Consider the following 21,209-nt stretch of genomic DNA (forward strand, 5'->3'; position numbering starts at 1 on the left):
TAACTACGACCGCGAACCCCCGACGACTGCCGGGGTTAGTAGCTGCCCTGGTATACCTGCTGGGGATTGTCGGTTGACACAATTTGGGCTCCCAGCGGCATCAGCGAGATGGGAATCATCTTGAAGCTGGCAATGCCGAGCGGGATGCCAATGATCGTGAGGCACATGGCAATTCCGGTCGTCAGATGCCCAATCGCGAGCCAGATTCCGGCGACGATAATCCAGATCACGTTGCCGATTGTCGACATGGCACCCGACTCCGGCTTGCGAACCACGGTGCGTCCAAATGGCCACAGGGCATAGTTGGCCATCCGGAACGACGCGATCCCGAACGGGATGGTGATGATCAAAATGCAGCAGATGATGCCAGCCACCACATAGCCGATGGCCATCCACAATCCGCTGAGCACAAGCCAGATGATGTTCAGGATCGTTTTCATAGTCCTATTGTGCCGCTTCCAGTGGTGCGGCGACGATTAGAACTGGACCTGCGGAGGTAGTTCCTGTCCGGCCGGTGCCTGGTAGAACTCGCGGGCGCGGACGTTGGCCATGCCCGCGAACAGCATCCACGGGATCGTCTGAACCAACTGATTGAGGCGCGAGACCGCGTCGTTGTAGTACTGGCGGGCGAACGACAGTTTGTTCTCGGTCTCGGCGAGTTCGGTTTGCAAGGCCATGAAGTTGGGTGCTGCTTGCAACTGCGGGTAGTTCTCGGCGACGGCAAACAGGCGTCCGAGTGCGCCGCTCATCTGTGCTTCGGCGGCAGCTTTATCGGCCACCGAGGACCCCTGCGCAGCCTGCTGCATGTGTGCGCGGGCCGCGGTCACGGCTTCAAGGACGCCCGACTCGTGAGATGCATAGCCCTTCACGGTGTTCACAAGGTTGGGGATGAGGTCGGCGCGTCGCGTCAGTTGGACGTCGATACCGCCGAGCGCTTCCTGCGCCGTGATGTCGGCTTTCCGGAGTTTGTTGAATCCGGTCATTCCGAAAAGTACAGCGAGAACGATTAGAACAACGATGATGATCAGGGCAATGACCATGGGTGTGCCTCTTTCTTCAGGGGGCCTCGGATTAAGCTTTTCATGTTGTGGGACTTGATGTGTGCTGTGTTAGCCAGTTCCTGGAATCCGGTCAATTGCCGGGAATCCCGATCTACCAGGAACTCGCTTCACCAGGAACCGCCTCCGCCGCCTCCGCCGCCTCCGCCGCTGAAGCCGCCACCGAAGCCGCCGCCGCCACTGCTCGACGAAGCCTGCGAAGCGGTGTAGGCCGAGATCGACGACGACAGACTCGATTCGAAGCTGTCGAGACCGGTGCTGGTTCCCATGAAGCCGTGCGGAGTTGCCACGTAGAAGCCGGGGAACCACACGGGGTCGGGTGGCGGTTGGCCGGTCGCATACTGGTACTTGGCGGCCCAAGCGTCGGCGCAGTTGAAGGCCATGGCGTACGGAATGTAGCTGGTGAACAGGTCTTTGCGGGCCGAGAAGTCGAGTCGTTCCTGGTTCGACGTTGTCGACAGGAGACGCTCGAACCCGCCTGAGCGCGACCACACTTCCCGACCGAGCCTGGTCCGTCGGGTGCCGACACCTGCCACGTAGAGGCCAGCACCGCCGATGACGAACGCAGCGATCGGGAGCGCCATGATTGACGCGGGCAGGATCTGCATGATGAACAGGATTGCGGCAAGGGCCAGTGCCAACGCGACGAGAGCTTTGCCGAGCGATTCAAATCCGCTGCGTTGAACCGATCCGCTGCTCGAACCCCATCCGCGAGTCGCGGCCTCGATTTCACGGGTCGCGGTCGAGAGCTTGAGTCCGGCGCTCTTGGAGCCGTCGGCGCTGAAGGTGGAACCGCCGGTTGCTAACCCGAGAGAGTTGATCAGGGCGGTATCGACGCCGCTCAGCGTCGCGTAGCGAGCCGGGGTTAGCTGCGATGTGACAGTCCAACTATCGGTGGCCGTACGGTCGAGGCGCACGTGGCCTTGCTCGGCAAGATGAAACAGGGTCGCCGTTAACGCCTTCTTGGGGACGGACTCGTAGTTGACGAAATAGCATTCGGCCGGACCAAGGCGCTTCGAGGTATCGATCGGGTTGGCGGGCGGCTCAAACATGACGGGCATCAAGGGCGCGGACTCGTTGCTGCGGCGCACCCAGAAAAACCCGAGGGCCAGCGGGATGAGCGAGAGTAGGCCGAAGATGATCGGTGTCTTGACGGAGGTGCCGAGGACACGGTCTAGGTTGATGGGCCACGGAAGTTCGTCGCGGCCTGGGCCAGCGAACGGCATATCGGCCTTCACGGCTACGCCGGTGGCGGGTTTGAGGACGCCGGTGGTCACTACGCGCGTGGTGGCATCGGGCTCCGTTATTGTGCAGGGCGTTCCATCGTTGGTGGTGCAGTCAAACGACGTCGGTGCCTCGGGGAAATGGATGGTGTTGGTCGATTGAAGGATCTGCATCTTCCAGCCATTTGCGACGACGCGCCAAATGAACTTGCCGGGGTCACCGTCGGCGATGGTCCCGCTCACGCGGTACGAGATTTGATACTTGTGTGAACCCGGCGTCACTGTCCGGTCGGGGTCGCCGATCTGGGCAACCTCAAATTGGCCTGCGCCTTCCGAGTGGAACTGGACGGGAACGGACTGGCCGTCCATCGTCACTCGAATACCTTCGGGACGGTACCGCACGCCGGATTTGTTGGTGTCACCGTCGGCCTGATCCCAGAAACGGAAGATCCCGTGCCTGCCCGCCGGAAACTCGGTGGTGAGGGTTTCGGTGGCGGTGAGGCCACCGTCGCGCGCGAGGGTGTACTCGGACGAATAGTCGGTGACGACAACCGGATCAAGGCTGGCGCTGTCCGATCCCGTGTTGAAGTCGATCGCTGGCCAAAACAATCCGATTGCGGTGACGACTGCAGCGACCAAGGTCAGCAGGATCCGTTGCATGAGATGAGCCTATGCGGTCAATGCGGTGCCGTCGGTCATATGAAGGGGATGAAACGCGACTGCCGGCAGCACTCGGGAGAGAGTCTGCTGCCGGCAGCCGCGTTCTAAGCGCTTAAGCGACTACTTCCCGCCGCTGAGGATCGAACCCAGCACGCTACCGAGGCCGCCGCCGCCTTGGCCGCCGCCGAGCGCCGAACCCAGCACGCTACCCAGGTCAATGCCGCCCTGGCTGCCGCCACCGCCGCCAAGGAGACCACCGAGCAGATCGCCGAGGCCGCCGCCCGCTCCGGCGTCGGCATTGGTTGCCTGCCCGGCACCGCCGCCCTGGCCAAGCTGCTTCATGACGAAGCTCATGACGATCGGTGCCAACAGCGGGAGCAACTTCTTGACTAGGCCGCCACTGACACCAGCGACCGGAACCGCGGTGCCGACGGCATCGGCAACATTGTCGATTTCGTCGCCGAATAGGTTGTTGACGATCTTGGAACCGTCATCGGGATCGACCTCGCCGAGCTTGATATCTCCAGACGCCAGATCGTTGTCGTGCTTGGCAAGTTTGTCGAGTAGTCCGGCGTCTGAACTCTGTGCTGACAGTCCAGCAACCAACGTGGGCACCGCCTGCGCGGCCGCAGCGCGCACGTCGTCGGGGCTGGCCCCAAGTTGCGCTGCGAGATCATCAATCGGCAGGCGGGCGATGAGGTCGTTCAGGTCAGCCATGTGGTGCTCATTTCCGCTGGAAGTTACTAGTGAATCCGACTATAACGGGCAATGAAGTCACCGGCCGAGGATACGGCGCGATGCGATTCCGGAGTGAAGTACGGGAACATTTGGAATACGTGCCCCTGGCCTGGCCACTCCTGCAATTGTGAGCGGCCGCCCGCATCCAAAATTCGACCATGAATTGCGCGCGCGTCGTCGGCCATAACCTCCCGATCGCCAACCTGAATTAGCGTCGGCGGCAAGTCCATGTCGGCCGTTAAGACGACACGCATCCGAGGGTCGTTCGGGTCGGCGTTTCCGGTGTAGAGGCCCAACATTTTCTGCGCCCCGGACACGTCGATAATGGGATCGCGGACACCGCGTGACTCCAACTTGCGCGCCATCTGGAACGACGGGTCGTAGAGCGGCGAGAACAATGCCATCGCCGCCGGTTGTCCGACGCCGTCGCGGTGGTTCGCGGCCAATAAGTCCAATGCGAGATGCCCGCCAGCCGAGTCGCCAGCGACGATGATCTGCTTCGGATCGAAGCCCCGCGACAGCAGCCAGCGGTAGCCGCGAATGGCGTCGTCGCCCCCGGCGGGCCAGCGATACTCGGGGCCGAGGCGATAGTCGAGGCTGAAGGTGCCGATGCCCGACCGCCGCGTCAATCGCGACACCAGGCCGCGGTGGGTCCGCGGCGAGCAGATCACGTACCCGCTGCCGTGCAGGTAGTACATGATCGAGGTGCCCGACGATGGGTTGGGCACCCCACTGGCAACTCCACTAACTCCGAGGCCGCTGCGCTGGTGAACCCATTCGCCACGAACCTGGCCGGTGGTCGTGTGTTCCCGAACGAGGGAAGTGCGCGTTCCTTTCGGGACTGGACTCAACAACGACAGCCCGCTATTGATCCCGGGGCGGGTCGCCGTGAGCAGGAGAGGACCGCCGAGTGCGCCGCGTCCGACCGCCGCCATCAATGGCCGCGAGGCCACAGTCGACTTTGCGAACGCCCGCGCGCGCAGTGACGGCGTGTGCGGTGGGGCACCGACCTTTTGGAATCCGGACACTTCATCTGCCGGTGATCTGGGCTTCACAACCGCACTGTAACGCCACTTTTTGCCTCATTGGCTGCGAAGTGGAATACTGAAATCACTGCGCTTGTGTCCAGGGGATTTCTCCTGCGGCTTGAGCGGGCCAGCAATGAAGCTGAATTCCCCGGGCGGTGCGCTGGTTCGCATCGACTTCTGATCCGGGACTCTCCAGTACGTTTTAGTACGCAACGTCGCGTGCGGAGTAGGCAGATTCATGAAGCACTTGCCGGGGCCCGTTGGGCTCTACGATCCGGCTAACGAACACGACGCATGTGGCGTTGCCTTTGTTGTCGACATGCATGGCCGTCGCAGCCGCGACATCGTCGAAAAGGCCATTACCGCTCTGGTGAACCTCGAGCATCGCGGTGCCGCCGGTGCCGAACCCAACACGGGTGACGGCGCGGGCATCATGATTCAGGTTCCCGACAGCTTCCTCCGCCAGGTGGTCGATTTCGAGCTCCCCGCCGAAGGTGCCTACGTCACCGGAATCGCATTCCTCCCGCAAGCCTCAAGCGAAGTGGCCGGCGCGGTCGCCGGGGTTGAAGCGATCGTCGAGTCCGAAGGCCTCACGGTGCTCGGCTGGCGCGATGTGCCGGTCGACGAGTCGTCGCTCGGTGCTCTGTCCCGCGATGCGATGCCGACGTTCCGGCAAATCTTCATCGGCTCCGGCGCTGCAGCCGGTCACGTTCCCACCGCCGACGAGGTTGCTGCGATCGAACGCAAGGCATACGTGATCCGCAAGCGTGTCCAGGCCGAGCTGGGTGAAAAGGGTGCAGGTCAGGACGGCCCTGGCCGCGAAACCGTGTACTTCCCGAGCCTGTCGGGGCAGACCTTTGTTTACAAGGGCATGCTGACGACCCCGCAGCTGCGCGACTTTTACCTGGACCTGCAGGACGAGCGTGTGGAGAGCGCGCTCGGCATGGTCCACAGCCGCTTCTCGACCAACACCTTCCCGTCGTGGCCGCTCGCGCACCCGTTCCGCCGTGTCGCCCACAACGGTGAAATCAACACCGTCACCGGTAACGAAAACTGGATGCGTGCCCGCGAAGCGCTGCTCCGCGGCCGCGACAACGGTTTCAGCACCGAAGACCTCGAGAAGGTCTTCCCCGTCTGCACGCCGGGTGCATCGGACACCGCACGATTCGACGAGGTCCTCGAACTACTGCACCTCGGTGGCCGCAGCCTGCCGCACGCCATGCTGATGATGGTCCCGGAAGCCTGGGAACGCAGCGAAGATATGAAGCCTGAACACCGCGCCTTCTACGAGTACCACTCGGCGCTCATGGAAGCGTGGGACGGACCCGCGTCGGTGTGCTTCACCGATGGCACCGTGATTGGTGCCGTGCTGGACCGCAACGGTCTGCGCCCGTCGCGCATCTGGGTCACCAAGGACGGCCTCGTTGTCCTGGGCTCGGAGGTGGGTGTCCTCGATATCGATCCGGCCGACGTCATCATCAAGTCGCGCCTGCGTCCGGGCAAGATGTTCCTGGTCGACACCGCTCAGGGACGGATCGTCGCCGACGAGGAAATCAAGGACTCCCTCGCCAGCGAGTACCCGTACCAGGAGTGGCTCGACGCCAACCAGGTGGCGCTCGCCGATCTGCCCGGTCCGCCGCTCGAATTCATGGCGCACGACCGTGTGAGCCTGCGTCAGCAGATGTTCGGCTACACCACCGAAGATCTCAAGATGCTGATTGCGCCGATGGCGCTTACCGGTGGAGAGGGCCTCGGCTCGATGGGTACCGATACGCCGGTCGCGGTTCTTTCGAATCGGCCGCGGATGCTGTTCGACTACTTCCAGCAGATGTTTGCCCAGGTCACGAACCCGCCGCTCGACGCGATCCGCGAAGAGGTTGTGACCAGCCTCGGCATCCGCATTGGTGGCGAGCGCGACCTGCTGAACCCGGGTGCCGATTCGGCTAAGCAAATTGTCTTGAGTCAGCCTGTGCTCGACAACGTCGATCTCGCTCGCTTGGTCGAGATTGATGGCCCGGCAACCGGCTTCCCGTCCGTCCACATTCACGGCCTGTACCCGATCGCTGAAGGTGGCGACGGACTGCGCCGCGCGCTCGACGGTGTCCGCAGCAAGGTCTCGGCGGCTATCGCCGACGGTGCGCGGATCATCGTGTTGTCGGACCGCGAGTCCGACGAGACTTTCGCGCCAATCCCGTCGCTGCTGTTGACCGCGGCTGTTCACCATCACTTGGTGCGCGAACGCACGCGTACCCGCGCCAGCCTGATCATCGAGTCCGGCGACGCCCGCGAGGTGCACCACATGGCACTCCTGGTGGGCTTCGGTGCCAGCGGCATCAACCCGTACATGGCGTTCGAGACCATCGACGACATGCTCGAGTCGGGTGCCCTGGAACTCCCGGGCGGCGATGACATGACGCGCGTGGAGCGGTTCACCAAGGCTCGCAACAACTACATCAAGGCCGCCGGTAAGGGCGTGCTGAAGGTGATGAGCAAGATGGGCATCTCGACCGTCCCGTCGTACAACGGTGCCCAGTTGTTCCAGGTCATCGGCCTCGGCCAGGACATTGTCGACGAGTTCTTCACCGGCCTCAACAGCCAGCTCGACGGTATCGGCCTCGACGAGATCGCCAGCGAGGTTGCCGCGCGGCACGCGCTGGCCTTCACCGACCGGCCATCCGAACGCGCGCACCGAGAACTTGAGGTGGGCGGCGAGTACCAGTGGCGGCGCGAAGGCGAACTGCACCTGTTTAACCCGGACACGGTCTTCAAGTTGCAGCACGCCACCCGCACCGGTCAGTACTCGGTATTCAAGGAGTACACCAAGCTCGTCGACGATCAGTCGACGCGTCTAGGTACCCTCCGTGGCCTCTTCGACTTCAACTTCGGTGACCGTGATCCGATCCCGATCGACAAGGTGGAGCCAGCCAGCGAGATCGTCAAGCGCTTCTCGACCGGTGCGATGAGCTACGGCTCCATTTCGGCCGAAGCCCACGAGACTCTCGCGGTTGCGATGAATCGCCTCGGTGCGCGATCGAACTCGGGTGAGGGCGGCGAGGATCCGTTGCGGTACAGCCGCGACGAGAACGGCGACTGGCGTCGCAGCGCCATCAAGCAGGTCGCGTCGGGACGTTTCGGCGTCACCAGCCACTACCTCAGCAACTGCACCGACATCCAGATCAAGATGGCGCAGGGTGCCAAGCCGGGCGAGGGTGGCCAGCTGCCTCCGCACAAGGTGTACCCGTGGATCGCCGAGGTGCGCGGTAGCACGCCGGGCGTCGGCCTCATTTCGCCGCCGCCGCACCACGACATCTACTCGATCGAGGATCTCGCACAGCTGATCCACGACCTGAAGAACGCAAATCCGCAGGCTCGGATTCACGTGAAACTTGTCTCCGAGCTGGGTGTCGGCACGGTGGCCGCCGGTGTGTCGAAGGCACACGCCGACGTCGTCCTGATTTCCGGGCACGACGGCGGTACCGGTGCCAGCCCGCTGACCTCGCTGAAGCATGCGGGTGGACCCTGGGAAATCGGTCTCGCCGAAACCCAGCAGACGCTGCTGCTCAACGGGCTCCGCGACCGCATCGTGGTGCAGGTCGACGGCCAGCTGAAGACTGGTCGCGACGTGATGATCGCTGCTCTCCTCGGCGGTGAAGAGTTCGGTTTCGCCACCGCTCCGCTGGTGGTTTCCGGCTGCATCATGATGCGCGTGTGCCACCTCGACACCTGCCCCGTTGGTGTCGCAACGCAGAATCCGCTGCTGCGCGAACGCTTCACCGGCAAGCCCGAGTTTGTCGAGAACTTCATGCTGTACATCGCCGAAGAGGTCCGTGAACTTCTCGCCCGCCTCGGCTTCCGGACTCTGCAGGATGCCGTCGGCCACTTCGAAGCCCTCGACACCACCAAGGCGCTGAAGCACTGGGGCAGTCACAAGGCGGGCATGCTCGACCTGTCGCCGATTCTGACGGTTCCCGAATCGCCATTCATGAACCAGGACCTGTACTGCTCTGGCAAGCAGGACCACGGTTTGGAGAAGGCCCTCGACAACGAACTGATCGAAAAGGCCCGCGCGGCAATCGAATCCGGGACTCGCGTCACGCTGTCGTCGCCGATCAGCAACCGGAACCGCACCGTCGGCACCATGCTTGGTCACAACGTGACCAAGGTGTACGGCGCCGAAGGGCTTCCGGAAGGCACCATCTCGATCGACTTCACCGGGTCGGCCGGCAACAGCTTTGGGGCATTTGTGCCTCGCGGTATCACCATGCGCATCGAGGGCGACGCCAACGACTTCGTCGGTAAGGGACTTTCCGGCGGCAAGCTGGTGGTCCGACCGCCGGCCTCGGCACCTGTCGAGTTTGTTGCCGAAGAGAACATCATTGGCGGCAACGTGATTGGCTTCGGCGGCACGGCGGGCAAGATCTTCTTGCGCGGTGTGGTCGGCGAACGCTTCTGCGTCCGCAACTCGGGTGTCCAGGCCGTCGTCGAAGGTGTCGGCGACCATGGCTGCGAGTACATGACCGGCGGTACGGCCGTGATCCTCGGCAAGACGGGCCGCAACTTCGCGGCCGGTATGTCGGGCGGCGTCGCCTACGTGTACGACCCGAACAACGAGTTTGAGGCCAACCTCAATACCGAATTGGTGGACCTCGAGAAGCTCGACGACGAAGACGTCGCCGTGCTGGCCGGTCTGCTGACCGAGCATCGCGACGAGACCGGTTCGACGGTCGCCGCCGGGATTCTCAATGACTGGGCCGTCGCCCAGGGGCACTTCGTGAAAGTGATGCCCCGCGACTACAAGAGAGTGCTCGTCGCCATCGACGTTGCCGAGCGCTCGGGACGAGATGTGAACGACGCAATCATGGAGGCGGCACGTGGCTGATCCAAGGGGTTTTCTTAAGCACACCGAACGGGAAACGCCGGTTCGCCGGCCCGTCGAACTGCGCCTGCTCGACTGGAAAGAGGTCTACAAGGACTTCGATAAGCCGACGCTCGAGACGCAGGCCAGCCGCTGTATGGATTGCGGAGTTCCGTTCTGCCACAACGGTTGCCCGCTGGGGAACCTGATTCCCGAGTGGAACGACCTCGTGTACCGCAAGCAGTGGGATGCGGGCATGGACCGGTTGCACGCCACCAACAACTTCCCGGAGTTCACCGGGCGGTTGTGCCCGGCGCCCTGCGAGGCCGCCTGCGTCCTCGGCATCAACCAGCCTGCGGTCACCATCAAGCAGGTCGAACGCGAGTTGATCGAAGACGCGTGGGGCGAGGGGACCGTTGTCCCGATCATGCCGTCGATCAAGACTGGCAAGAAGGTGGCGATCGTGGGTTCGGGTCCGGCGGGTCTGGCGGCCGCGCAGCAGTTGACGCGCGCCGGCCACGACGTGACGGTATTTGAACGTGCCGACCGCATCGGTGGCCTGATGCGTTATGGCATTCCCGAGTTCAAGATGGAAAAGAACATCATTGATCGTCGTCTCGCGCAGATGGCTGCCGAAGGCACCGTTTTCCGGGCTGGCGTCAATGTCGGGGTCGATGTGACTGTTGAACAATTGCGTGGCGACTTCGACGCCGTCATCCTGTGCAACGGGTCGACGATCGGTCGCGACCTACCGATCCCGGGCCGTGAATTCGACGGCATCCACCAGGCGATGGAGTACTTGCCGCAGGCCAACCGTGCGGCGTCCGGCGAGGTCGTCGAGGGTCAGATCACGGCTGAAGGCAAGCATGTTGTCATCATCGGCGGCGGCGACACCGGTGCGGACTGCCTGGGTACCGCCTTGCGGCAGGGTGCCGAGCAAGTGCACCAGTTCGAGATCATGCCCCGTCCGCCCGTCACGCGCGCTGAGTCGACCCCGTGGCCGACTTACCCGCTGATGTACCGTGTCTCGTCGGCCCACGAAGAGGGCGGCGAGCGTGTCTTCAGCGTCAACACCGAGGAGTTCACCGGTGAAAACGGCAAGGTCACCACGTTGAAGGCCAGCGAGGTGATGATGAAGGGCGGGCGTTTCGAGAAGGTCGAAGGCAGTGATTTTGAGCTGAAGGCCGACCTGGTCCTCCTCGCGATGGGCTTTGTTGGCCCGGAGCGCGGCGATCTCCTCGACGAACTCGGCGCCACTTACGACGCCCGCGGCAACGTGGCTCGCGGCGACGACTTCGGGGCCGACGGCCTGCCGGGGGTATTCGTCGCCGGCGACGCAGGCCGCGGCCAGTCGCTGATCGTGTGGGCGATCGCCGAAGGGCGCGCGGCCGCAGCGGGTGCCGACGCCTACCTGATGGGTTCCACCCAACTCCCGAGTCCGATCACGCCGACCACCGTCGCTCAGCGCTGATACGGAAGTTTCCCCCGGTACGGTGGCTCCCACTGAGCCGCCGTACCGGGGGAACTCTTCTATTTGCTAGGAGTTTGCTGGGCTGGTCACAGTGGTCGCAATCCTGTGAAACCGAACTCTTTGTGCCGGGTTGGCTAACGTTTACCCGCCTCCCGACCGACAATAGAAATAGATACAAGACTGGGCCGGGGGGCTTTGGTCCGCACCAAGCTATTTAGGGGTAGGAAAGATGGCGATTTACATGCACCGCCGGAACACGTCTCGCTGGACGCTCGCACGCTTCGTCGGCGGTTTCAAACGCACCCAGAGAGATCTCGCCGAACAGCGCGAGCGCCTCGTCACGCAGCAAGAAATTACTGAGTTGCGACTCGCACGCTAACTCCACCAAGCTCCACAACGTCGCCTACCACGAGCTGACGTCCGCGCCTGGTTTCTTCTTCTCCATTCACGGCCACCATGCCGTCAGCGATCACTGCTTTTGCATCGGCACCTGACTCGATCAAATTGGCGAGTTTCAGGAACTGGCCGAGCCGGATGCTTTGGTCCGAGATTTCGATTTCATCCACGCCCTCATTGTGTCAGGGTCGCACCTTCGGCGCCCTTGCCCATCACGCCCTTGCCCATCACAGCGTTCCTTAGGTTCGGCGGGGTTAGGTTGAACGCATGGAACAGCAAGCGACCGCCGTTGTGGTGCAGCCAGCTGGCACGGTGACTGAAGCAAATCGTCAGGCCACAGCCAATAGGCGATCGTCGGCGGCTATCAAACGCATCGCTAATCCCAGCGGTATCGGCCGCCGAGTCCCGCACATCGCAGGCACCGTCGTCGGCATCTTGGCGCTCATCTCGTTCCTGTCGGCGGTGCTGCCGCCGTTTCGTCGGCTCATCCACTCGCCGCGGATGTTCGTGGACGACTTTTTGTTCCCGATGCCAAGTACCAGCCTCGCTTGGGCGTTGGTCCTGGGCTTGCTCGCGGTGTCATTGTCGCTACGCAAGCGCGTCGCCTGGTGGATCACCGTCGCCTACCTCACCGTCTACGCCGCCCTGAACCTGCTGGTGGTGCTAGTCGCTGCCTCGGATCCGGGATGGGTTGATGAATGGCGTGAAACGGTAATCGGTCTAACGGTCAATGTCGTTATCCTGGTGATCCTGATTGTGAGCTACCGGCAATTCAATACTCGCGTCCGACGCGGTGCGCTCCTGGCCGCATCCGGAGTCCTCCTCGGCGGGTTGGCGGTCGGCACCCTCGCTGGCTGGGCCTTGGTCAGCGTTGCTCCGGGCACGCTGTCGCCTCATGAACGACTGCCCTATGCGTTCAACCACGTCGTTGCCTTCGCCGATCTTGACGTCCGGTCGATCATTACCGGGCACGCGTCGTGGACCGTGAACTGGCTACTGGGCCTATTTGGTGCGCTGGCGCTGATCGCCGCAGCTGGGGTGCTGTTCCGGTCGCAGCGACTGCGGTCGCTCATGACGGCTGACGACGAGCGGGTGGTTCGGGCGCTCCTGGATGCCTACGGAGAAGACGATTCGCTCGGCTACTTTTCGACGCGCCGCGATAAGGCTGTCGTGTTTTCGCCCGAGGGGCGCGCGGCGATCACCTATCGGGTAGAGATGTCGACGGCCGTCGCGGGCGGTGACCCGATTGGCGACCGGGATTCGTGGACCGATGCGATTGCCGAGTTTGTTGCTCAGTGTGAGACGTACGGTTGGCATCCGGCGGTTCTCGGTGCCAGCACCGAGGGGGCGGAAGCGTTTGCCGCAGCGGGCTTCAAAGCCATGAACATTGGCGACGAGGCGTTGCTCGACGTTGCCGACTACACCCTCTCGGGACCCAGTATGAAGGGCGTCCGCGGTTCGGTTTCGCGCGTGAAGCGACTCGGGGTGTCGGTGCGGATGCGGCGGATGAGTGAACTGTCCCCCGCTGAAGTCGACGGCGTTATCCAGCGGGCCGACGATTGGCGCGACACCGACGAGGAACGCGGTTTCGCGATGGCCTTGGGCCGTATCGGTGACGCCGCCGACGGTGACTGCCTGGTGGTGGAAGCCGTTGAGAACGAGGGTGCGGCCAATGAGAAGGTGATTGGCCTGCTGTCGTTTGTGCCGTGGGGCCGCGGCGGTGTCTCCCTCGACGTGATGCGCCGCGACCGCAGCGGCCCGAACGGGGTGGTCGAGACGATGATTTCGGAAATGGCGTGCAACGCCGAAAGTATTGGCATCACTAGGGTTTCGTTGAACTTCGCGATGTTCCGCGATGTCTTTGAGCAAGGCCCTCAAGTCGGCGCTCGACCGGTCATGAAGTTCGTCTACTCGTTCCTGCGGTTCTTCTCGAAGTTCTTCCAAATGGAGTCGCTGTACAAGTCGAACGCCAAATATCAGCCGGTGTGGAAGCCGCGCTACGTCTGTTACGAAGACAGCACGGCGATGCCGCGCGTGGCCTTTGCCCTGATGATTGCCGAAGGCTTTGTGCAACTGCCCGGAAAGCGGTGGCGAGCAAAGCATTACCGGGAGGGCGCGCCGTCGATCCCGGATGGCGTCGACGTCGACGAGTTGATCACCGAACTGGAGATCGTGGCACGCAGCAGCGTGGTGCACACGGTCCGCCGCCCCGAGCAGGTTCGGGTGCGGCTACAAAAACTCGAGCGTCTGGCCGAGGCGGGAGTCGACGCGTATCCGGTGGCGCAGGTGCCGACGCACACCGTCACGCAGGCGCGGGCCGCGGAGCAGGGCACTCGCGTTCGCATTGCCGGTCGGGTTACCACCAAACGTGACTTTGGCAAGGTGACTTTTGCCGACCTGCACGACCAGACCGGTGAAATCCAGGTGCTCGTCGAAGCCAAATCGCTGGTCCCGCAGGCGATGGAATTCGGGTCGACCATCGACCTCGGTGACCTGGTGGAGGTAACCGGCACGGTGGGCACTAGCCGCAAAGGCGAGCTCTCGGTGTTGGCGACCGACTGGCGGCTCAACGGTAAGTGTCTGCACCCGTTGCCCGACAAATGGAGTGGCCTCACCGATCCCGAAGCGCGGGTCCGACAACGGTACGTGGACTTGGCGATCAACGAACGCAGTCGCGAACTCCTAATCACCCGCAGCGCGGTGCTGCGTGCGCTCCGCGATCACCTTGGGGCCCAAGGTTTCCTCGAAGTCGAGACGCCGATCCTTCAGCAAATTCACGGTGGTGCCAACGCGACACCATTCCGGACGCACATCAACGCGTACAACCTGGATCTATACCTGCGGATTGCACCGGAACTGTACTTGAAGCGGCTTTGTGTCGGCGGTATTGAGAAGGTCTTCGAGATGGGGCGCAACTTTCGCAACGAGGGTGTGGACTTCTCCCACAATCCCGAGTTCACGAGCCTGGAAGCCTATGCGGCGCACCATGATTACGAATCGATGATGACGTTGACGCGCGAAATGATCATCGCGGCCGCGACCGCAGCGAATGGTCGAGCGGTGATTGAACGAATTAGCGACGACGGCAGCCGCGAACGGCTGGATATCTCGGGGGAGTGGCCGGTGAAATCGGTGCATGCCGCAGTCTCAGAGGCTGCCGGGGTCGAGGTGACTCCGGACAGTGGCGTCGATGAGCTTCGCGATCTGTGCCGCGGGTTGGGGATCGCTTATCGTCCCGACTGGGACGCCGGACATTTGGTGTTGGAACTGTACGAACACCTGGTGGAAGGCGCGACGACGTTCCCGACGTTCTACAAGGACTTCCCGACGTCCACCTCGCCCCTGACACGCGGGCACCGGAGCATCGATGGCGTTGCCGAACGGTGGGACCTCGTGGCGTGGGGTGTTGAGCTTGGCACGGCGTACACCGAACTCACCGACCCCGTGGAACAGCGAAAACGACTCACCGAGCAGTCGTTGTTGGCGGCGGGTGGTGATTCGGAGGCGATGGAGTTGGACGAAGACTTCCTTAACGCCCTCGAATACGCCATGCCGCCAACCGGTGGCCTTGGTTTGGGTGTCGACCGCATTGTCATGCTGATCACCGGCCAGTCAATCCGCGAATCGTTGGCCTTCCCGCTGGCGAAGCCGCAGGCAACGTAACCGACCTCAGGTACGTGAGGGGCAACCCCGCGTCGTTAGGTATCCCGTACCTCACAAGAGGTTGGACACCCTTTCCTTGCTGGTCAGAGTTCATCTATCCGCCTACCGTTGAGTTATGCGGCGTGGCCCGTTTCGGGTCCGTCGATCCACATCACTGGTAGGGGAGCAGTTATGAAGATGAACGACGAGTTGGAATTCGAGTTTGGTCGCCAGGTCACCCGGGAGTTCAGTTCGGCCCTGCTGTACCGCCAGCTGGCAGTCGACCTCGACCTGCGCGATCTGCCGGGAATGGCCTCGTGGATGCGGACGCACGCAGATGAAGAAGTGGCCCACGCGGACCGTCTGATTGCCCACCTGAACAGTCGTGGCAATCGCGCGGTGATCGGCGAGATCACAGTTCCGTCGGTCAAGGCCGACACGGTGACCGAGATCTTCGAGATCGCCCTCGACGGCGAACGGGAAATCTCCGCGGCGATCCGCGAGTTGTACCGTCTGTCGCAGGAGCAGGGCGATATCGATTCGCGGCCGGTCATCGACTGGTTTGTTGCCGAACAGATTGAGGAAGAAGCCACGGTCTCCGGGATTATCGGCCAACTCAAAATGGTCAACGAAGACGGCGCGGGCCTGCTCCGCATGGATGCCACCTTGGGTTCGGGGGCGTAGGGGTTCAGGGGCGTAGGGGGCTCGAGAGCATAGGCAACGGGGGATAGTCGGCCTGCCTAGTTCAACGATCTCGTGACAGCCTGGACCAATGTCTAGAACACGTTCTAGTTCTGGTCTAGGCTGTCACCCATGAGTGGACTGGACCTCCCCGAAATCGTCAAAGCTAGCGAAATCACCGAATACACCGACACGGTCGACGTACTGGTCGTCGGAGCGGGGATCGGTGGCTGCTGTGCGGCCGTCGAAGCCGCTGAGGCGGGCGCCTCGGTCCTTGTCTTGGAACGTTCTGCCGCAGCCGGTGCCACGACCTGCATGGCAGGCGGTCACTTCTACCTCGGTGGTGGTACCGCCGTGCAGCAGGCCACCGGTCACACCGACACCGCTGAAGAGATGGCCAAGTACATCACCGCGGTTTCTCTCGAACCGGAACCAGCCAAGATCAAAGCCTACTGCGACGACAGCGTCGACCACTTCAACTGGCTCGAAGCACTCGGCTTCCAGTTTGAGCGCTCCTACTACCCGGAGAAAGCTGTCATCCAGCCGCAGACCCAGGGCTTGATGTACACGGGTAATGAAAAGGTGTGGCCCTTTAAGGAGCAGGCCGTGCCCGCTCCTCGCGGCCACAAAGTTCCGCGCCCCGGTGATACCGGCGGTGCTGGCATGGTGATCGAACTCCTGGTGAAGCGCCTGGGCGAACAGGGCGTGCCAATCCGCTACGAAGTCGGCGCCCGCAAACTCATCGTCAACGAAGACGGTTCGGTTGGCGGCGTTTATTGGAAGGCCGGCACCGAAGAGGGCTTCATTAAGGCGTCGTCGGTCATCATTGCCGCTGGTGGATTTGTGATGAACCCCGACATGGTCGCCAAGTACGTACCGCAGCTTGCCGAGAAGCCCTTCACTCTTGGCAACACCTACGACGACGGTCTCGGAATCCGGATGGGCGCGTCGGTTGGCGCTGACCTGAAGCACATGGAGCAGGCCTTCATTACGGCGCCGGTGTACCCGCCGTCGATTCTGCTTTCCGGTCTGGTCGTCAATAAGGAGGGCAAGCGGTTCGTCGCCGAGGATTCGTACCACTCGCGAACATCCGGATTCGTGATGGATCAGACCGATCACGCCGCCTACCTCATCGTCGACGAAGCGCACATGGAACGCCCGGATTTCCCGCTGTGCCCGTTTATTGACGGCTGGGAGACTGTGGAAGAGATGGCGGACGGGCTTGGCCTGGATCGCGAAACTCTCAAGGCCACCCTCGACCGCTACAACGAGTACGCGGCCAAGGGCGAAGATCCGGACTTTCACAAGAGCCAGGAGTTCCTCGCAGCTCAAGACACCGGCCCGTGGGCGGCATTCGATATGACCCTCGGAAAAGCGCTGTACGCCGGGTTTACCGTTGGTGGCATGGCTACTTCGGTAGACGGTGAAGTACTCAAGGCTGACGGCGCGGCGATTGGTGGGCTGTATGCGGCCGGTGCCTGCGCGGCGAATCTCGCGCAAGACGGCAAGGGTTACGCCAGCGGTACCCAGTTGGGCGAGGGTTCGTACTTCGGTCGTCGCGCCGGTCGGCACGCCGCGAACGGCAGCGCATAATATCGGACATTACCGGTGAGTAAGTGACCTATCTAACCGGGCCGGGTTGCGTGTTGTGGCGCGTGATAAGTTCATGCCACGTTTTCCATCCCCGCAGGCCTGGTCCACAAGACCGCCTGCAGCGTGTCGCGCGAGTTCGATGAAGCACTGGCCGACTCAGTCGAGAAGTCCGCGCGTTTGCGCGGACTGCTGCCTGACGTCATTCAGCGTACCGTCAGATCGATCGTGCGTCGCGATTCCGTGAGACAAACAAGGTGAGACTGAGTATGAGTGTGGGAGAGGCAGTGACATGCTGATCGGTATCCCCCGGGAATCCAAGGCGGGCGAGACACTCGCCGCTGCGACCGGCAAGACGGTCGCGCAACTGCAGCAACTGGGCTACGACGTGGTCGTAGAGAGCGGTGCAGGAAATCTGGCTGAGCAGCCCGACACGGCATTTGCCGATGCCGGTGCTCGCGTCGGGACGGCCGACGAGGTGTGGGCCGCGGACGTAGTGGTCAAGGTCAACGCCCCGACTGACGAAGAAATCGCGCGGATGCGCCGCGGTGCCGTCCTCATTTCGATGATGGCCCCCGCACGCAACCCCGAACTCGTCGAGAAGTTGACGGCCGCTGGCGTTACCGCCCTCGCGATGGACGCCGTACCGCGTATTTCCCGTGCCCAGTCGATGGACGTGCTGTCGTCGATGGCCAACGTCGCTGGCTACCGCGCCGTCGTTGAGGCCGCGCACGAGTTCGGCCGCATGTTTACCGGCCAGGTGACCGCCGCGGGCAAGATCCCGCCCGCCCGCGTGTTCGTGGTCGGTGCAGGTGTTGCCGGATTGGCTGCGATTGGTGCCGCATCGGCGATGGGTGCGGTTGTTCGCGCTTTTGACGTGCGTCCCGAAGTGGCCGAGCAGGTCGAGTCCATGGGCGCCGAGTTCGTCAACGTCGATTTCGAGGCGGAGAAGTCTGAGGACGGCTACGCCAAGGAAATGACGGCCGAGCAGGAAGCCGCGACCGCGTCGATGTACGACGAGGAAGCACGCGCTGCCGACATCGTCATCACAACCGCGCTGATCCCCGGCCGCCCGGCACCGAAGTTGCTGAGCGCCGAGACCGTCGCCGGAATGAAGCACGGCAGCGTCATCGTCGATATGGCCGCCGCTAACGGCGGTAACGCCACCGGCACCGTCACCGACGAAAAGGTCGTCACCGATGGCGGCGTGACCATCCTCGGTTACACCGATCTCGCCGGTCGCCTCGCCGCGCAGACCTCGCAGTTGTACGGCACCAACATCGTGAACCTGCTGAAACTGCTGACGCCGGGCAAGGATGGCGAGCTCACGCTCGACATGGACGACGTCGTCCAGCGCGGTATCACCGTGACCCGCAATGGCGAGGGCATGTGGCCCCCGCCGCCGGTTCAGGTATCGGCCGCTCCCAAGGCGGCCGCAGCTGCGCCAGCACCGGTCGCTGAGCCCAAGGTGCCGATGTCGGCTGGCAAGAAGGTCGGCCTCGTCCTCCTTGGCGCGCTGGCATTCTTCCTGGTCAACGCGTTCGCGCCCGGAGACATCCCGCGGCACTTCACTGTCCTGATGTTGGCAATCGTCATCGGCTACTACGTGATCGGCAATGTGGCGCATGCCCTGCACACGCCGCTGATGTCGGTCACCAACGCCATCTCGGGCGTCGTGGTGGTTGGTGCGATCTTGCAGTTGGCAACCACCAACGTCACCGTTCTGGTGCTGTCGACCATCGCGATCCTGGTCGCATCCATCAACGTCTTCGGTGGCTTTGCGGTCACCCGTCGCATGCTGGCGATGTTCAGCAAGGGGGCCTGACGCACCATGACTATTGAATCCATGACTTTTGCGGCGTACATCGTCGCCTCGCTGCTCTTCATCCTGTCGCTGGCTGGTCTGAGCAAGCATGAGTCCGCCAAAAGCGGTCTCACCTACGGCATGGTCGGTATGGCCATCGCGTTGGCCGCGACCATCACCATGATGGTCAAGGACCTCGATCACCTCGAGTTCGCGGGTGCCTCGTTCAACAAGTGGCTGCCTATCGGACTGCTGATCGGTGCCATCGTGGTCGGCGCACTGATCGGTTTCTGGCGTGCCAAGGTCGTCGAGATGACGGGTATGCCCGAGCTCATCGCGCTCCTGCACTCGTTCGTCGGTTTCGCCGCAGTGTTGATCGGCTGGAACGGTGCCATCACCGGCGTCCACGCTGCCCCCAGCGATCCTGACTACGGCGCCCTGGTCGGTATTCATGCCGCAGAGGTCGCAATCGGCATCTTCATCGGTGCGGTGACGCTGACCGGTTCGATCGTCGCCAACCTGAAGTTGTCGGCCAAGATGAAGTCCGCGCCGCTCATGCTGCCGGGTAAGAACTTCATCAACGTCGGCTCGCTGGTGGTCTTCGTAGTCTTGACCGCGTTCTACGTCGCTCGCGACGTGAAGGATGACACCGCCGGATACGTCCTCCTCGGTGTTATTACCGCGCTGGCGCTGTTCCTTGGCTGGCACCTCGTCGCCTCCATCGGCGGCGGCGATATGCCCGTGGTCATCTCGATGCTGAACTCGTACTCCGGTTGGGCCGCGGCCGCATCGGGCTTCCTGCTCGGCAACGACCTCCTCATCGTTACCGGCGCACTGGTCGGCTCCTCGGGTGCTTACCTGAGCTACATCATGTGCAAGGCCATGAACCGGTCGTTCATTTCGGTGATTGCCGGTGGCTTCGGTATCGTCGCCGGACCGGCCGACGACACCGACTACGGTGAGCACCGCGAGGTCCAGGCCGACGTCGCAGCCGAGTTGCTGTCGAACGCAAAGAGCGTCGTCATCACCCCGGGTTACGGCATGGCCGTCGCCCAGGCTCAGTACCCGGTGGCCGATCTGACCGCCAAGTTGCGTGCCAAGGGCGTCGAAGTTCGCTTCGGTATCCACCCGGTCGCCGGTCGTCTGCCCGGCCACATGAACGTGCTCCTGGCCGAGGCCAAGGTCCCGTACGACATTGTGTTGGAACTTGACGAGATCAACGACGACTTCGCGGAGACGGACGTCGTCTTGGTGATCGGTGCTAACGACACGGTTAACCCGGCTGCCGCTGAGGATCCGTCGTCGCCGATCGCGGGCATGCCGGTCCTTGAGGTCTGGAACGCCAAGGACGTCATCGTCTTCAAGCGTTCGATGGCCGCCGGTTACGCCGGCGTCCAGAACCCGCTGTTCTTCCGTGAGAACACGCAGATGCTGTTCGGTGACGCGAAGGACCGCGTCGAGGACATCATCGCGGCGCTGTAATTTCGTACCGCTCCAACGCCCCGCAAGCCGAAAGGTTTGCGGGGCGTTTTGGGTTCCGGCAGATGCGTTCCGACAGCACGGACTGGGTGCGCGCCGGAACGCACGCAGCAGTGAGCACAATTGTCAGACCCCGAATCTAGTATCGAACGTACATTCGATTTAGTGATTCGAAGGGAACAATCTGATGACCACTCGCACCACCGCCACCACCGCCGGCCGGCCAGCTTCAACGGTTACCGTGCGCGACGATCAGATTGTTATCCGCATCGCCCGCCCCACCCCGGCCGCGACCGGTGGGGGTTCGGCGGCCGCCTCTGGGGTGGTGCGCGATAGCCGTGCGGATCGGTTGGCGTTTGCTGCGCGGGTGGATTCTTTTGCCGGGGTGGTGATGTGGCATCGCTACGCCGAGATCTACTCGCTGCTGCAGGAGCAGTGTGCCGTGGCCGAGGCGGATCCGGCTTCGGATGTGTTTGGTCGGGTTTACGATCCGCTGTGCAAGGTCGCGGCCTCGTACGCGGCGGCTGCCGGGGTGCGCCAGTGCACCGCTGAGCGGTTTGTGGAGCGCGCGGTGGCGTGTGCTG

Annotated in this window: 13 protein-coding genes and 1 pseudogene; 8 read left to right on the forward strand and 6 right to left on the reverse strand. The window is 62.9% G+C overall.

The features are described 5' to 3' along the window. Nucleotides 1-35: 35 nt before the first annotated feature. The 5 genes from WBA38_RS08370 to WBA38_RS08390 form a co-directional block, all read right to left on the reverse strand. Entirely contained in the window at nt 36-440 is a 405-nt protein-coding gene (locus WBA38_RS08370) for a YccF domain-containing protein (protein ID WP_424294116.1), read from the reverse strand. A 36-nt stretch (nt 441-476) separates the two neighbouring features. Further along, entirely contained in the window at nt 477-1,040 is a 564-nt protein-coding gene (locus tag WBA38_RS08375; protein ID WP_424294115.1) for a LemA family protein, read from the reverse strand. A gap of 128 nt (nt 1,041-1,168) precedes the next feature. Then, nucleotides 1,169-2,941 (reverse strand): DUF2207 family protein, encoded by a 1,773-nt coding sequence (locus tag WBA38_RS08380; protein ID WP_424322464.1) that lies wholly within the window; start codon nt 2,939-2,941, stop codon nt 1,169-1,171. Between the two features lie 120 nt (nt 2,942-3,061). Further along, nucleotides 3,062-3,658, reverse strand: a complete 597-nt coding sequence (locus WBA38_RS08385) for a DUF937 domain-containing protein (protein ID WP_424294113.1) — start codon at nt 3,656-3,658, stop codon at nt 3,062-3,064. A gap of 26 nt (nt 3,659-3,684) precedes the next feature. After that, nucleotides 3,685-4,734, reverse strand: a complete 1,050-nt coding sequence (locus WBA38_RS08390) for an alpha/beta hydrolase (RefSeq protein WP_424294112.1) — start codon at nt 4,732-4,734, stop codon at nt 3,685-3,687. A gap of 211 nt (nt 4,735-4,945) precedes the next feature. Here WBA38_RS08390 and gltB point away from each other — a divergent pair, with 211 nt between their 5' ends. Together gltB and WBA38_RS08400 are read left to right on the forward strand one after the other, a co-directional pair. Further along, complete coding sequence (gene gltB / locus WBA38_RS08395) at nt 4,946-9,586, forward strand: glutamate synthase large subunit (protein WP_424322465.1); 4,641 nt, start codon at nt 4,946-4,948, stop codon at nt 9,584-9,586. After that, a complete protein-coding gene (locus tag WBA38_RS08400; protein WP_424295059.1) occupies nt 9,579-11,033 on the forward strand; it encodes a glutamate synthase subunit beta in 1,455 nt (484 codons plus the stop codon). Before gltB ends, WBA38_RS08400 begins: the two co-directional genes overlap by 8 nt. A 353-nt stretch (nt 11,034-11,386) precedes the next feature. Here WBA38_RS08400 and WBA38_RS08405 read toward each other — a convergent pair whose 3' ends face one another. Next, complete coding sequence (locus WBA38_RS08405) at nt 11,387-11,599, reverse strand: RNA-binding S4 domain-containing protein (protein WP_424295058.1); 213 nt, start codon at nt 11,597-11,599, stop codon at nt 11,387-11,389. Nucleotides 11,600-11,696: 97 nt separating this feature from the next. On the opposite strand from WBA38_RS08405, the gene lysX reads away from it, so the two are divergent. The 6 genes and pseudogenes from lysX to WBA38_RS08435 all read left to right on the forward strand — a co-directional run. Further along, nucleotides 11,697-15,092, forward strand: coding sequence for a bifunctional lysylphosphatidylglycerol synthetase/lysine--tRNA ligase LysX (gene lysX / locus WBA38_RS08410; protein ID WP_424322466.1), 3,396 nt, complete (start codon nt 11,697-11,699; stop codon nt 15,090-15,092). A gap of 171 nt (nt 15,093-15,263) precedes the next feature. Next, on the forward strand, nt 15,264-15,755 hold the full coding sequence (locus tag WBA38_RS08415; protein ID WP_424295054.1) for a ferritin: 492 nt from the start codon (nt 15,264-15,266) through the stop codon (nt 15,753-15,755). Between the two features lie 129 nt (nt 15,756-15,884). Continuing rightward, a complete protein-coding gene (locus WBA38_RS08420; RefSeq protein WP_424295052.1) occupies nt 15,885-17,345 on the forward strand; it encodes an FAD-binding protein in 1,461 nt (486 codons plus the stop codon). Nucleotides 17,346-17,634: 289 nt separating this feature from the next. Further along, nucleotides 17,635-19,167, forward strand: a complete 1,533-nt coding sequence (locus WBA38_RS08425) for a Re/Si-specific NAD(P)(+) transhydrogenase subunit alpha (protein ID WP_424322467.1) — start codon at nt 17,635-17,637, stop codon at nt 19,165-19,167. A gap of 6 nt (nt 19,168-19,173) precedes the next feature. Further along, complete coding sequence (pntB, locus tag WBA38_RS08430; RefSeq protein ID WP_424295049.1) at nt 19,174-20,628, forward strand: Re/Si-specific NAD(P)(+) transhydrogenase subunit beta; 1,455 nt, start codon at nt 19,174-19,176, stop codon at nt 20,626-20,628. A gap of 184 nt (nt 20,629-20,812) precedes the next feature. Beyond that, nucleotides 20,813-21,209, forward strand: a pseudogene (locus WBA38_RS08435) (hypothetical protein); the annotation flags it as partial.

It is taken from the genome of Gordonia sp. (in: high G+C Gram-positive bacteria) (assembly GCF_049647785.1).
GTDB lineage: Bacteria > Actinomycetota > Actinomycetes > Mycobacteriales > Mycobacteriaceae > Gordonia.

Bases quoted from the DNA above. Each gene is read 5' to 3' on its own strand.
- WBA38_RS08370 (WP_424294116.1), bottom strand. From the start codon at position 440: ATGAAAACGATCCTGAACATCATCTGGCTTGTGCTCAGCGGATTGTGG.
- WBA38_RS08375 (WP_424294115.1), bottom strand. From the start codon at position 1,040: ATGGTCATTGCCCTGATCATCATCGTTGTTCTAATCGTTCTCGCTGTA.
- WBA38_RS08380 (WP_424322464.1), bottom strand. From the start codon at position 2,941: ATGCAACGGATCCTGCTGACCTTGGTCGCTGCAGTCGTCACCGCAATC.
- WBA38_RS08385 (WP_424294113.1), bottom strand. From the start codon at position 3,658: ATGGCTGACCTGAACGACCTCATCGCCCGCCTGCCGATTGATGATCTC.
- gltB (WP_424322465.1), top strand. From the start codon at position 4,946: ATGAAGCACTTGCCGGGGCCCGTTGGGCTCTACGATCCGGCTAACGAA.
- lysX (WP_424322466.1), top strand. From the start codon at position 11,697: ATGGAACAGCAAGCGACCGCCGTTGTGGTGCAGCCAGCTGGCACGGTG.
- WBA38_RS08415 (WP_424295054.1), top strand. From the start codon at position 15,264: ATGAAGATGAACGACGAGTTGGAATTCGAGTTTGGTCGCCAGGTCACC.
- WBA38_RS08420 (WP_424295052.1), top strand. From the start codon at position 15,885: ATGAGTGGACTGGACCTCCCCGAAATCGTCAAAGCTAGCGAAATCACC.
- WBA38_RS08425 (WP_424322467.1), top strand. From the start codon at position 17,635: ATGCTGATCGGTATCCCCCGGGAATCCAAGGCGGGCGAGACACTCGCC.
- pntB (WP_424295049.1), top strand. From the start codon at position 19,174: ATGACTATTGAATCCATGACTTTTGCGGCGTACATCGTCGCCTCGCTG.